Here is a 13,147-nt window from a genome sequence, read left to right on the forward strand (position 1 = left end):
CAACCCTGCTCGCCGCGACGTCCGCGGTGGCCGTTCCTTCGAGCGCCGTGACGACCGGGGCGGCTTCAACCGTGACCGTCGTGACGACCGCGGTGGTGACCGCGGTGGCCGTTCCTTCGAGCGTCGCGACGACCGCGGTGGGTTCAACCGTGACCGCCGGGACGACCGCGGTGGCCGTTCCTTCGAGCGTCGCGACGACCGGGGCGGGTTCAACCGTGACCGCCGGGACGACCGCGGTGGCCGTTCCTTCGACCGGCACGAGCACCGCTCCGGCGACCGTCCGCTGCACCGCGACCGGCGCGACGACCGCCCGTCCTCCTTCGGCCGCGACCGGGACAACGACCGCCGTCCGCACGGCCGTCGTGACGACCACCGGGGCGGCAACACCCCCGGCGGCCGCTCCTTCGACCGCCGCGCGGACAAGCCCCGCTGGAAGCGCAGCAGCTGACGCCGGGTGAGGGAGGCGAGAGCCCCCTCGCGCGCCGACCGCTCGGTGACGGGCCCGCACCCCACACGACGTGGGGGCGGGCCCGTTCCCGTAGGCGTCCGGTGGGGCCTGCCGGGCCGGTACGACGGGCCCGCCGCCGTGTTGACGGCAGCCCGGAGCCTGCCGGTGCCCCGCAGCCGGAGCCTTCCGTTCCGGTGTCGGTGCCCCTATGCCTTCGAGAAGCGGGGCGGACGCGGGCTATGCTGCTCGTGCGGGCCATTAGCTCAATTGGCAGAGCAGTGGACTTTTAATCCATTGGTTCAGGGTTCGAGCCCCTGATGGCCCACTCGACCGGCGCCACCGCGCGCCGCCCACCAGCACCCCGAGCGCCCCGGACGGTCCCACCCGCCGGGGCGCTTGTGCGTCGGTGCCTCCCGCCGGGCCGCGGGTCGCGCCACCGTCAGGACACGGCGGGGCGGACGTGCTCCGGCGAGGCGTCGCCCGGGGTGTGGGTGCCGAACCGGCGGCGGTGGTAGGTGAGCGGCGCGGCTGCCTCGTCCACGTGGCCGTCGGTGACGGTGGCGGCGACGACGAAGTGGTCGCCGCCGGGCAGGAACGCCTCGACACCGCAGGCCAGCCAGATGCCGGCGCCGCTCAGCCGCGGCAGGCCGGCTTCCTCGCGCCAGTCGACACCGGCGAACTTGTCGGTGCCCTTGCGGGCGAAGGCGGTCGCAAGGGCGTCCTGTCCGGCGCTGAGGACGTTGAGGGCGAGCCGGCCGGTGCGGCGGGTGACCGCCAGGAGGTGGGAGTGCTCGTCGAGCGCGATCAGGACCATGGGCGGGTCCATGGACAGGGAGGCGAAGGCGCTCACCGTGGTGCCGTGGGGCCTGCCCCGTTCGAGGGTGGTGACCACGGAGACGGGGGTGGCCACCGAGGCCATGGCCTGCCGGAAGAGATCCGGGGATACGTGGTGGGGCGGCGCGGTGTGCGGGCGGGACATGAGGCGGCTCCCCTCGGGGGCGCGTCGTAGGGGCGTTGCGGGCTGACGGCCGTCCCGGCCGGGGCCCGGTGGGTGCCGGGCCCCGCCGGTGGTCAGAGGCGGATGATCGTCGAGAGCGGCGGGAGGTGGCCGCCGAACTCGTAGCCGCCGACGTAGACGCTCTTGGCGTCGGTGGGGTCGTGGGAGGCGAAGGTGCGGGCGTTGCGCCAGTAGCGGTCGAGCCGGTAGAGGTTGGAGGTGCTGCGGGCGCCGGTGACCTCGTGGATGTCCGCGGTCGCCGCCAGGGCGGCCTCGACGGAGGCGACCTTGGAGCGGAAGCAGTCGATGGTGAGGGCGTCGACGTCCGCACCGTCGCGGGAGGCCTCCAGCCGGTCGGCGGCGGTGTGCAGGAGCGCCCGGGAGGCGGCCAGGCGGCTGGAGTGCAGGCCGACGCGGCGCAGGATCAGCGGGTCCTCGGCCGGGGTGGCGAACTGCGGCAGGGAGCCGCGCTTCATGGTGCGGGCGTGGCGGACGAGGGCGTCCAGGCCGCCCTCGCCGATGCCCTGGAGCAGCGCGGCGTGCATCAGCATCGCCGCCCCCAGGAACACGGGGGAGGGCGCGCCGGGGGCCGGCTGGTGCCAGCCGTCGGCGACGAGGACGTCGTGGTAGGTGACGGTCTGGCTGCGGGTCCCGCGCTGGCCCATGGTGTCCCAGTCGTCGTGCAGTTCGACCTGCGGGTGGCGCAGGTCCACCAGCACGTGGTGGCGGGTGGCCGCTTCCCCCTCCAGGAGGCACTGCACCAGCGCCATGCCCAGGCCGCCGCTGTTGCTGTTGAAGGACTTCGTGCCGCTGAGCACCACGCCGCCCTCGACCGGCCGGGCGGTGACCTTGCCGCTCACCCCCGTCTCGGCGGCGGAGGAGACGCACCGCAGTCCCTCGTCGAGGATGCGGCGGGCCAGCTCGGCGCGGGTCGACTCGGGGAAGCCGCTCTCCGGGTGCAGCAGTATGCGGGCGACCAGCAGGGTGGTCAGCCAGTTCTGGCCGGTGGGGCCGTCGCCGGCGCTGATCTCCCGCACCATCCGCAGGGCCGCGCCCAGACCGCCGCGCTCCGCCCCGTCCCACAGGCCCCCGTGCGCGGTGGGCACGGCCAGTCGCGCCAGGCCCAACTCGTGCAGGAGCGCCATGTTGCCGGCGGGGTCGGCGTTGTCGCGGTCGCCGGCCAGTCCGCCCTCGGCCAGCGTCTGACGCTGCTCGCGGACCGCCGCGAGCAGGGCTTGGACTTCCTCGGTGTCGTGCAGGTGCCTTGGCATGGCGTCTCCCCGCCTCGTAGAAAGTGAACCGAAATTCGCGTTCGCTTTCTATGGAGGGAGGATCCCTTGTCAAAGGCGTGGGGAAGGGGCGCATCGGTACGATGCCGAGCGTGACCGACGAGCCGAGCCGCCCAGCACCCTTCCGGGAGCCGCAGCAGGCGCGGAGTCGCGCCACCCTGATGCGCGTTCTGCAGGCGGCGGAGGATCTCCTCGTCTCGGAGGGCATCGAGGAACTGACGATGACCGGGGTCGCCGAACGCGCCGGCGTCTCCGTCGGCTCGATCTACCGCCGCTTCGAGGGCAAGGACCAACTGGTCGTCGCCCTCCAGGAACGCATCCGGGAACGGCTGGAGGAGAACCTGGCCGGGCGGCTGCGCACGGCACAGCCCTCGCTGGAAGGCGTCGTGGAGGCCTACACCCACGCTCTGGCCCAGTCCTTCGCCGCCAAGAGCCGGGTCTTCGCCGCCCTGCTGCCCGCCCGGGGGACCGACGTGATGGACCGCGGCTTCCGCGTCGTCGCCGTCCTCCACCGGCTGCTGCGTGAGGCGGCGGAACCCCACCTCGGCGAGATCCGCCGCACGGACCCGCGGTCGGCACTGGATGCCATGGCCCGCACCCTCATCGGCGCCTGCGTCCACACCGCCGCACGCTCCGACCGCCCCGCGGACGAGGCGGGGTGGGACTGGTACGCCGACCAGCTCAGCGACATGGCCCTCGCCTACCTCCGCACCCCCGACCGCCGCGCAGGTCCGCAGCCGCCGGCCGCTGGCTGACCGTCCACTGCCGGCCGCCCTCACCCGCGGGCCCCCTCATCCGCCGCCTGCGCCGCGCTCGGTGGGGTGGGTTGCCGCCGGCGGTGCCGGGGCGGGGGGCGGGGGACGCCGTGCCCGGTCCCGCCGCGCGACACCCGCCCCGCCCTGGCCATGTATGTAACGTATGTCCGAAAGGTCGATGCGTGCGCGGTCAGCGCGTCCGGTGCCCCCACCGCCGGACGCGGCAGGCGCCGAGGCCGCGAGGAGCGGGCCCGGCGGGCCGGCCGTCCGGCGGGGACACGGAAAGGGACCGGTGTGGTGCGTCGAGGCGGTGGGCGGAGCGGCGGCCGCGGTGCGGGCCGGGCCAGGCGCCGACGGCGCCGCACCGACCTGGAGAACCAGGGGCGCCATGAGCGGCTCTCGCCCTTGTGGCGGTGGGTGGCGCTCTGGCTCCCCGTGGCGATGGTGGTCGGCGGCGTCGCCTTCGACCTGGTCACGCCCCGGAGCTGGACGGCCGCCCCGCTCTTCGCCGGCGCGCCGCTGGTCGCCGCGGCCTTCTACCGCCTGCGGGCGACCGGCGCGATCGCGGCGGCGGCGGTGGCGTCCATCACGGCCGTCTCGCTCCGCCTCGGCCTGCAGGGGCGGCGGCAGGTGGAAGAACTGGTCGCCGAGATCCTCACCGTGCTCCTGGTCAGCGTGCTGGCGCTGGGCATCAACCGCATCGTCCGGTTGGGCGACGCGCGCCTGGCCTCGGTACGGGACATCGCCGAAGCCGCGCAGCGGGCGCTGCTGCCCACGCCTCCTGAGCGGATCGGCGCCCTGGCGGTGGCGGCGCGCTATGTGGCGGCCCAGGCCGACGCGCGGATCGGCGGTGACCTCTACGCCGTCCAGGACACCCCGCACGGCGTGCGGCTGATCATGGGTGACGTCCGGGGCAAGGGCATGGAGGCGGTGGAGGCCGCCGTCATCGTCATCGGTGCGTTCCGGGAGGCCGCGGAGCAGGAGGCCTCGCTGGAGGCGGTGGCGGGACGCCTGGAACGCGCCCTGCAGCGGGAGGGCAGCCGCCGGGAGGGGCTGGACCAGTTCGAGGGGTTCACCACCGCGGTACTGGCCGAGTACCCCGCGGACGCCCGGGTCGGGTTGCGCGTGGTCAACCGGGGGCACCCGCCGCCCCTGGTCATCGAGGCGCACGGGGCGCTGCGTGAGGTCACCCCCGCCTCTCCCGCGTTGCCGCTGGGGATGAGCGAGGTGGCCGGCTGGCCCGACCGGGCCGACGAGACCGACTTCCCCCCGGGCGCCACCCTGCTGCTGTTCACCGACGGCGTCACCGAGGCCAGGAACGCGGCCGGCGAGTTCTACGACCCGGTGCGGCGACTGGGCGGCCGGGTCTTCGACTCCCCCGAGGAGCTGCTGGCTGCCCTCGTCGCGGACGTCGCCGAGCACACCCGCGGGGAGACGGCCGACGACATGGCCCTGCTGGCAGTGCGACGACGCGGCCCGGGCGAGGCCGAGGGGGAGAGGGCGCGGCGGGAGAACGGCGTGGCGGGCTCCGCGGCGGGGGGCGGGGCGGACGGCGGGGTTGAGGAAGGGGTGGAGGGGCGGGCGGACGGCGGGCCCGGGGGCCGGGTCGACCGCCGGTCAGGAGACGGGCCCGGCAGCGGGCCGGGCGGCCGGTTGGTCGGCGGGTCCGCCGGTGCCGGGGACGACTCCGCGGGTGACGGGCTGGAGGAGCGGGGCGGGACGGCGCCGGAGTGACGTCCCGTCCGGGGGGCTTCCTGAGGGGGCGACGCCTACGGAGGGGCCCGCCTTCAAGGGCTGACCAAGCGTCACCGTGCCGTCGCCGGCCGGATAACGACTCTTACACGATCACTGCGGCAGGGGTTTACTGAAAGCCCGGACTTACGCCCTGGTTCATCGCCACATGGGGCATTTGCGGGGGGTCCGGGTGTAGGGGAGTTGTGGAACAGGTGTGCCCAAGGCTTGGAATCTCAGGGCTGATTAGATTACTGTCCGATAACGCAGCGCGGTCGTCCCCGCCGCCTACCGAGGCGGCTCCGCGCGGCACCGCCGAATCCACCGGCGCAGTGCACCGACGCACGTCGCACCGCCCGTCAGGCCCCGCCACCGACGCGGAACCGCGCATTCCGTGCGCCTGGTTCCCCGTCCCACCCGCGGTGGCCTGACGGGCGGAGCGGCAGCCGCGAGCCCTCCCGCCCGCGGCCGGTCGCCACCGCGCCAGGAACCGGGGAACCACCACCGTGGGGTGAATCGGGCGCCCTCCCCGGGCATCCGTAGGAGACCTTCCTGCTCCGAACCCGTCAGCTAACCCGGTAGGCGCGAAGGAAGGAAAGGAGTGCGCCTCCGTGGCGTTCAACAGGTCCACCTCCGGCCTCGCCCCCCACCCCCAGACCGCCGTGCCGGGTGGCACCGGAAACCTCCCGCCCGTGGTCGTCGGCACGGCAGCGAGCGTCGACGCGGCAGGCGTCACCCTCGGCGCAGGCATCCCCCTCGTCGCCCCGGCCACCGGCTCCCCCGAGGCACCGGCCACCGGCCGCCACCCCCTCGACGACACCGCGGTGCCGGCCGCACCGACGACCGGAGCGGACACCTGGGAGGCGGGCACGGGCGCCTGGAACGCCGGCGAGGCTGCCTGGACCGCGGGGCAGGGCGCTGCGCATCCGGGCGGGAACGCCCGGGACACCGGCGCGGGGACCTGGAACCCGGACGAGAGCGCGTGGAACGCCGGCGAGGGCGCCTGGAACCCTGGCGACAACGCCTGGAACCCCGGCGAGGGCGCCTGGAACCCGGGCGAGGAGGAGGCGGGCGCTCCGCTCCGCGGCCGCCACCGCGTCGTCAGACAGCGCGGCGGGGGCCTCGCCCGCAGCAGCACCGTGCTGGGCGTCGGCGTCATCGCCGCTGTCGGTGCCGGGGGCATGGCGAGCGCCGACGAGAAGCCGCCGGTCTCCATAGCCCTGGCCGACGTCGGCTCCCTCGCCCACGACGTGGCCGCCCACCTGCCCGACGCCTCCGCGCTTCCGGTCGTCGGCGGCATGCTCTCCGGCGACGACCACGCCACCGACCACGTCACCGGCGGCCCGGGCACCACCGCCGTCCAGGCCGACACCGCCCACTCCGCCGCCCCGCTCGGGCACGACGCCACACAGGGCTCGGACACCGCGCACGCGGGGGAGGCCCTGCGCGCCCGCATCCTCCAGCAGGCGGAGCAGCAGCGCGACGAGGGCGAGCAGGAGGACCAGGAGTCCCTCCGGCAGACCGCGCTCAAGCAGGCGGCGGCCGACGCCGAGGCCGACCGGGCCAAGGCCGAGAAGGAGCAGAAGGCAGCCGAGGAGAAGGCCCGCCACGAGGCCGAGAAGAAGCGCCTCGCCGCCCTCGCCCGCAGCTACCGGCTGCCCGTCACCGGTTACACCCTCACCGCCGGATTCGGCCAGGCGGGTGACATGTGGTCGGCCGACCACACCGGCCAGGACTTCGCCGTCCCCACCGGTACGCCCATCAAGGCCGTCCACTCCGGCACCATCACCTCCGCGGGCTGGGCCGGCTCCTACGGCTACCGCATCGTGCTGACCCTCGACGACGGCACCGAGCTGTGGTTCTGCCACATGTCCTCCATGGTGCGCACCTCGGGCCACGTCAACACCGGCGACGTCATCGGCCGGGTGGGTGCGACCGGCAACGTCACCGGCCCCCACCTGCACCTTGAGGTCCGGCCGGGCGGCGGCGACCCGATCGACCCCATGCCGTGGCTGCGCGCCCACGGACTCGAGGTCTGACGGCACCGGGAGGGCCTGCGGGCGCCGTCCGGAGGCTCACGGTGACGTCCGGTGGCTCACGGTGACGTCCGGTGGCCGGCGACGGCGTCCGGGCCCAGGGGCGGCGAACCCGGGCAGGTGGTGACGTCCGCGGGCCAGGGGCGACGAACCCGGTGCGTGGTGGCGTCCGGGGGCCGGGGGTGACGGTCCGGGTGCGCGTGGTGGCGTCCGGAGGCCCGGAGTGACGTGTGGGGGCACACGGTGACTTGGCACGCTCCGAGCAGGAGTCGGTGGGGCGCTCGTGGTGGGCCGCGCGCCGGGGACGGCCTGTTCCCGCCCAGCGCTCCGCAGTCCTCCCGCGCCCGGGCAGCCCTCCCGCGTCCCGGCCGGGGGGCGACCGGTTGGTGGAGGCTGATAACACGCCGTTAGCCAGGTGCCGTTCCTGGGCACCCGCTCGGGCAACGCAGGGTTCCCGCATCCCCTGCCCACAGCCGAGGAGCGTCCCGATGGCGACGACGGAAAGGGTTCCGGACGAACCCGTCACCACCGACGTGCCGGCACGTCTGGACCGTCTGCCGTGGTCCCGCTGGCACTGGATGATCGTGGTCGGTCTCGGCACGGTGTGGATCCTGGACGGCCTGGAGGTGACGGTCGTCGGCAACATCGCCAGCCGCCTCTCCGAGCACGGCAGCGGGCTGCCGATCACCTCCGGCGAGGTCACCGGCGTCGCCGCCGCCCTCTACGTCGCCGGGGCATGCGTCGGCGCCCTCTTCTTCGGCCACCTCACCGACCGGCACGGCCGCCGCAAGCTCTTCATGGTGACCCTCGCCGTCTACCTCGCCGCCACCGCGCTCACCGCGGTCTCCTTCTCCTCCTGGTGGTTCTTCCTCTTCCGCTTCCTGACCGGCCTGGGCATCGGTGGTGAGTACGCAGCCATCAACTCCGCCATCGACGAGCTGATCCCCTCCCGCTACCGGGGCCGCGTCGACCTGATCATCAACGGCAGCTTCTGGCTCGGCGCGATCGGCGGGGCCCTGCTGTCCATCGTCATGCTCAACACCGACCTCCTCCCGGCCGACGTCGGATGGCGGCTGACGTTCGCACTCGGCGTCGTCCTCGGCCTCGTCATCCTGCTGGTGCGCCGCAACGTCCCCGAGAGCCCGCGGTGGCTGTTCATCCACGGCCGCGGGCACGAGGCGGAAGCCCTGGTCACCGGCATCGAGAAGGAGGTCACCTCCGAACACCGCAGCGGCGCCGACGGCGAGCCGTACCGGTTGCCGCAGCCCCAGGGCACCATCACCATCCACCCCCGCAAGACCATCGGGTTCCTGGAGATCGCCCGCACCGTCTTCTCCCGCTACCGCCGCCGCTCCTACCTCGGCCTCGCCCTCTTCATCGGCCAGGCCTTCCTCTACAACGCCATCACCTTCGGCTTCGGGGCGATCCTCACCGCCTTCTACGACGTCCCCAGCGACCACACCGGCTACTACTTCGCCGTGATCGCCGCCGGCAACTTCCTCGGCACCCTGGTCCTGGGCAAGCTCTTCGACACCGTGGGGCGGCGCATCATGATCAGCGGCACCTACCTGGCCTCCGGCCTCCTGCTGTTCCTCACCGCCTGGCTGTTCGACGCCGGGCACCTGAACGCGACGACGCTGACGGCCTGCTGGTGCGTCGTCCTCTTCTTCGCCTCCGCCGGTGCGAGCAGCGCCTACCTCACGGTCTCCGAGGTCTTCCCGATGGAGACCAGGGCCCTGGCCATCGCCTTCTTCTACGCCGTGGGCACCGCCGCCGGCGGCATCAGCGGCCCGCTGCTCTTCGCCGACCTCACCTCCACGGGCAAGGTCTCCGACACCGCCCTCGCCTTCGTCATCGGCGCCTCGCTGATGTGCCTGGCCGGACTCGTCGCCTCCGTGTTCGCCGTCAACGCCGAGCGCCGCTCGCTGGAGTCCATCGCCGCACCTCTCACCTCCGCCGACCCCAAGGCCCCGAAGCCCCCTGCCCCGCCGGCGGCGGGCGCCAGGCCGTGACCTTCCCGCCCGTGGGGCGTGCGGGCGCCGCGGGCCGGCGAGGGCCCGCGCCAGGTGGCGACGGAAGGTGGCGGATGCCGTGGCCGGGCGGCGGAACAAACCGCCGGCAGCCCGTGCTGCAAGGATCATGAACGCCACTGACACCCGGAACCTGGGCTCGCTCTCCGTCACCCCGCTCGCCCTGGGCGGCAACGTCTTCGGCTGGACCGCCGACAAGGCGACGAGCTTCGCCGTCCTCGACGCCTACACCGAGGCCGGGGGCAACTTCGTCGACACCGCCGACGTCTACTCCGCCTGGGTGGAGGGCAACTCCGGAGGCGAGTCGGAGGCCCTCCTCGGCGAGTGGATGGCCGCCCGCGGCAACCGCTCCGACGTCGTCATCGCCACCAAGGGCGGCGCGCACCCGGACTACAAGGGCCTCTCCGCCCCGACCCTCCGGCGGGCCGTCGACGCCTCCCTCAGCCGGCTCGGCACCGACCACATCGACCTGTACTACACCCACTACGACGACGAGACCGTGGAGGTCGGGGAGTTCCTCGGCGTGCTCGACGAACTCGTCAAGGCAGGCAAGATCCGGGAGATCGCCGCCTCGAACATCTCGGCCGCCCGGCTGGAGGAGGCGCTGGCGTTCTCCGAGCGGGAGGGTCTGGCCCGCTACGTCGCCGTGCAGCCGCACTACAACCTCGTCTCCCGCGACACCTACGAGGGCGACCTCGCCGCGGTCGCGGAGCGCCACGGGCTCGGCGCCGTCCCCTACTACGCCCTGGCCTCCGGCTTCCTCACCGGCAAGTACCGGCCGGGGGCGAGCGTGGCCAGCGCCCGCTCGGAGAAGGCCGGGCAGTACCTGGCGACCGAGCGGGGCCAGAAGGTGCTCGCGGCCCTGGACACCGTCGCCGGCGCGCAGGGCGTCGAGGCGTCGACCGTCGCCCTGGCCTGGCTCGCCGCCCAGCCCACCGTCGTCGCCCCGCTCGCCAGCGCCCGCACCGTCGAACAGCTCGCGCCGCTCCTGGCCCACACCGACCTGGAGCTGAGCGAGGACGACCTGGCCGCCCTGACGGCCGCCTCGGCCTGAGCGCTGCCGCCTCCGCGACGGGCCGCCCCGCCTCGGGACGCGTGGAGCCGTCCCGAGGAACGGCGGGCCTTCTGTGCCTGCGGGGCGGCTCTCAGGCGCGGCGGGTCTTCTGTGCCTGCGGGGCGCCCTCAGGCGCGCGTGAAGGCGTGGGAGCGGCCCACCGTGGTGAAGCCGCGGCGTGCGTACCAGGTGCGCGGCCAGTCCCCGGCGTCGGCGAGGAGGAAGACGAAGTCGACGCCGGCACGGGCCGCGAGCGCCACGGCCGCCCCCACCACCGCGTCGCCGTGCCCGCGCCGGGTGCGGCCCACCGCCGTCACCACCTCCTCGACCTGGGCGATGTGTCGACCGGCGTCGACGTACAGGTCGCACCACGCGGCGATCGTGCCGTCCGCCTCACGGGAGACCAGGTAGCGGACCTGGTCGGCACCGCGCACCCGCACCCCCCGGCGGTCCGCGAGCTGTTCGAGGACCTCCTGGGGCAGGTCCGGCAGCCAGTGGCGCTGCCACGCGAGGACGGCCGTCCGCAACTCCGCCGCGGACACCTCCTCGGTGAGATGACGCCGTCCGCCTGCGAGGGGCTGCTCGGCGGCAGGCGGCTGCTCGCCCCCGGGTGCCGACGGGTCCGGGGCCGGAGCCGACCGCAGGACGCGGACCATCACCAGCTCCTCTCGGTGCTCGTAGCCTGCCGCCCCGAGTGCCGGGGCGCCGGCACGCCCCACCTCGTCGTCGAGGACCGTCAGGTGCCGGTGCGAGAGGGCGGCCAGGTGGGTCTCGGCGAGGCCGGCGAGGTCGACGGGGCTGGCGGGGCCGGGGGAGGTCACGGGGTCCGTGGCGGCAGGAGTGGTGGGGTCTGCCGCGGTAAGGCCCTGCGGCGGCCTGGGTTCGCCGTCCGCCCACAGCAACTGGTTGTGCTCGTGGGAGTCCGGCAGCCGGGGGTCGAGGACCACCAGCCCGCCCGGTACGGGACGCGCGATCCTGGCCTGGCGGCGCGCGAACTCCAGCCGGAAGGCCACGACAGCCGGAAGCACGCCGTCGGGTACACCGTCGGGTACGCCGTCGGCCGTACCACCGGAGGAGAAGGCGTCGCGGGGGGAGCGCGCGTCACGGGGGGAGCGCGCCTCGCCGGCGGAGAGGGTGCCGCCATCGGGGGAGAGGGTGCCGCCATCGGGGGAGAGCGCGTCACCGGAGGAGGACGTGCCACCGAGGGAGGAGGTGTCAGCGCAGGAGGAGGTGTCAGCGCAGGAGGAGGTGTCACCGCAGGAAGAGGTGTCACCGCAGGAGGGAGGCATGGACGCACGGTAGGCGGTCCGGGCAGCCCAGGACACGGGACTTCGGGGCGGGGCTGCCGCCGCCGGGTGGTGCGGTGGCAGCCACTCCCCGGCTACTCCCCGGCTACTCCCCCTCCTCGCCTCCCGAGGGGGCGCCCGCCTCCCCCCTGCCGCCCGCCTCGAACCCGCCGCCGGACGCGGGCGCGGCGGTGGGACGCGGCGGGAGGCCGGGAAGGAGCGGGCGGGTGGTGTGCAGGGCGTGGGCCAGGGCGGGGCCTGCGGCGGCCTTGTGCTGCCACAGCCGCTCCAGCAGGACATGCTCGCGGGCCCGGAAGTCGGTGCCCGGGCCGACGCGGTGGGCATGCCGCCGCAGGGCCGCCAGCGTGGTCGCGGTCGCGGCGTAGGCGGCGACCGAGCGGGCGCCGGCCCGGCCCTGTACCCGGCGGGCCGCGTCGCGGGCGGCGGCACGGGTGCGGAGACTGGAGAGCGCCAGCGGCTCGTGCGGCGCGAGCCACCCGGCGTCCGCGTAGGGCGGCAGGAAGGTCCGCAACGCCAGCAGGTCCTGCCGGCGTGACCACAGCGCCAGCCAGGTCAGCGCCCCGAAGACCGGGACCATGAAGAGGCCGTAGACGGTCAGGAACCCCATGTCCCCCATGTTGGAGGCGGTGTTCCAGATGGAGTGCAGCAGAGCGGCCGTGGCCAGCCCGAGCAGGGGCAACGCGATCCGCAGCGGACGGCGGTGCGGGAAGTGGGCGGCGGCTATGCCGAAGGCCAGGCCGCTGAGGATGGTGAAGAGCGGGTGGGCGAAGGGCGTCATGACCACCCGTATGAAGAACGTGGCGAAGGTCAGCGAGTGCACCCCCGTCTGCCCCAGGTCCCGGTCCTGTCCGAAGGCCTCGCCCAGGTAGAGGACGTTCTCGGTGAACGCGAAACCGGTCGCCGTGATCCCCGCCAGCACCATGCCGTCGGTGACGCCGTCGAAGGTGCGGCGCCGGAAGAGGAACAGCAGGAGCACGGCCGTGCCCTTTACCGACTCCTCCACCACCGGTGCCACCATCGTCGAACCCCAGGTGTAGGCGTCCGTCGGCCTGCTGGCGGCGAAGGAGGCCACCAGCCAGCTCGTCGCCAGGCTGTTGACGAACAGGGCCGCCAGTGCCGCGGCGCACGCCCCCCAGGCGAAGACGAACAGCAGGTTGCGCCAGGGCTCCGGTTCCGCCCGGTCCAACCAGCGGAAGACGCCCACCAGCACGGGCACCGGCAGCAACGCCAGGCCCAGGCCCACGAAGAAGCCCGTCGTCCCCGTCTGCTGACGCACCCGCATCACCAACGCCGCCGCACACAGCAGCAACCCCAGCACCAGCACGGTCCGGCGGACGACCCTGCTGTCGCACACCCGGTTGTGCAGGAGACGACTGTGGCGCAACCGGTGCCGCAGACGCGAGGGACGGACGCTGCCCTGCGCCCACCACGACCTGCCCGGCGCGCCCTCATCGGGCACGTGCGCCGGTATCGGAGGTGGCGTGGGCGGAGGCGAGGAGT

Annotated in this window: 9 protein-coding genes, 1 tRNA gene, 1 pseudogene and 1 riboswitch; of the genes and pseudogenes, 7 read left to right on the forward strand and 4 right to left on the reverse strand. The window is 74.4% G+C overall.

Annotated elements, in window-relative coordinates; translation table 11 throughout:
* Together ACFV3R_RS31865 and ACFV3R_RS31870 are read left to right on the forward strand one after the other, a co-directional pair.
* A pseudogene (locus tag ACFV3R_RS31865) lies at positions 1-448 on the forward strand (RNA helicase); the annotation flags it as partial.
* A gap of 252 nt (positions 449-700) precedes the next feature.
* Positions 701-773, forward strand: a tRNA-Lys gene (locus ACFV3R_RS31870).
* A 114-nt stretch (positions 774-887) separates the two neighbouring features.
* Here ACFV3R_RS31870 and ACFV3R_RS31875 read toward each other — a convergent pair.
* Together ACFV3R_RS31875 and ACFV3R_RS31880 are read right to left on the reverse strand one after the other, a co-directional pair.
* Positions 888-1,427, reverse strand: coding sequence for a flavin reductase family protein (locus tag ACFV3R_RS31875; RefSeq protein WP_385590401.1), 540 nt, complete (start codon positions 1,425-1,427; stop codon positions 888-890).
* 92 nt (positions 1,428-1,519) lie between these two features.
* Positions 1,520-2,716: an acyl-CoA dehydrogenase family protein gene (locus tag ACFV3R_RS31880; RefSeq protein ID WP_385590403.1), complete on the reverse strand. Its 1,197-nt coding sequence runs from the start codon at positions 2,714-2,716 to the stop codon at positions 1,520-1,522.
* 101 nt (positions 2,717-2,817) lie between these two features.
* On the opposite strand from ACFV3R_RS31880, the gene ACFV3R_RS31885 reads away from it, so the two are divergent.
* The 5 genes from ACFV3R_RS31885 to ACFV3R_RS31905 all read left to right on the forward strand — a co-directional run bounded on the left by ACFV3R_RS31885 (position 2,818) and on the right by ACFV3R_RS31905 (position 10,340).
* Entirely contained in the window at positions 2,818-3,489 is a 672-nt protein-coding gene (locus tag ACFV3R_RS31885; protein WP_385590405.1) for a TetR/AcrR family transcriptional regulator, read from the forward strand.
* A gap of 294 nt (positions 3,490-3,783) precedes the next feature.
* The gene (locus ACFV3R_RS31890; protein WP_385590407.1) at positions 3,784-5,223 is read left to right on the forward strand and encodes a PP2C family protein-serine/threonine phosphatase; all 1,440 of its coding nucleotides are present in this window, start codon (positions 3,784-3,786) and stop codon (positions 5,221-5,223) included.
* Positions 5,224-5,683: 460 nt separating this feature from the next.
* A riboswitch (cyclic di-AMP (ydaO/yuaA leader) is annotated at positions 5,684-5,819 on the forward strand.
* Positions 5,820-6,044: 225 nt separating this feature from the next.
* On the forward strand, positions 6,045-7,259 hold the full coding sequence (locus ACFV3R_RS31895; RefSeq protein WP_385590431.1) for a M23 family metallopeptidase: 1,215 nt from the start codon (positions 6,045-6,047) through the stop codon (positions 7,257-7,259).
* 485 nt (positions 7,260-7,744) lie between these two features.
* Positions 7,745-9,268 (forward strand): MFS transporter, encoded by a 1,524-nt coding sequence (locus ACFV3R_RS31900; protein ID WP_385590409.1) that lies wholly within the window; start codon positions 7,745-7,747, stop codon positions 9,266-9,268.
* A gap of 127 nt (positions 9,269-9,395) precedes the next feature.
* On the forward strand, positions 9,396-10,340 hold the full coding sequence (locus tag ACFV3R_RS31905) for an aldo/keto reductase (protein ID WP_385590411.1): 945 nt from the start codon (positions 9,396-9,398) through the stop codon (positions 10,338-10,340).
* 128 nt (positions 10,341-10,468) lie between these two features.
* Here the strand turns inward: ACFV3R_RS31905 and ACFV3R_RS31910 are convergent, their stop codons facing one another.
* Both ACFV3R_RS31910 and ACFV3R_RS31915 read right to left on the reverse strand, forming a co-directional pair.
* Entirely contained in the window at positions 10,469-11,629 is a 1,161-nt protein-coding gene (locus tag ACFV3R_RS31910) for an N-acetyltransferase (RefSeq protein WP_385590413.1), read from the reverse strand.
* Between the two features lie 103 nt (positions 11,630-11,732).
* On the reverse strand, positions 11,733-13,106 hold the full coding sequence (locus tag ACFV3R_RS31915) for a PrsW family intramembrane metalloprotease (protein WP_385590415.1): 1,374 nt from the start codon (positions 13,104-13,106) through the stop codon (positions 11,733-11,735).
* Positions 13,107-13,147: the final 41 nt, after the last annotated feature.

This window comes from Streptomyces sp. NPDC059740, from assembly GCF_042733155.1.
Classification (GTDB): domain Bacteria; phylum Actinomycetota; class Actinomycetes; order Streptomycetales; family Streptomycetaceae; genus Streptomyces.

Coding starts and splice junctions, on each gene's coding strand:
- ACFV3R_RS31910 (WP_385590413.1), bottom strand. CDS start 11,629: ATGCCTCCCTCCTGCGGTGACACCTCTTCCTGCGGTGACACCTCCTCC.
- ACFV3R_RS31885 (WP_385590405.1), top strand. CDS start 2,818: ATGCCGAGCGTGACCGACGAGCCGAGCCGCCCAGCACCCTTCCGGGAG.
- ACFV3R_RS31905 (WP_385590411.1), top strand. CDS start 9,396: ATGAACGCCACTGACACCCGGAACCTGGGCTCGCTCTCCGTCACCCCG.
- ACFV3R_RS31880 (WP_385590403.1), bottom strand. CDS start 2,716: ATGCCAAGGCACCTGCACGACACCGAGGAAGTCCAAGCCCTGCTCGCG.
- ACFV3R_RS31900 (WP_385590409.1), top strand. CDS start 7,745: ATGGCGACGACGGAAAGGGTTCCGGACGAACCCGTCACCACCGACGTG.
- ACFV3R_RS31875 (WP_385590401.1), bottom strand. CDS start 1,427: ATGTCCCGCCCGCACACCGCGCCGCCCCACCACGTATCCCCGGATCTC.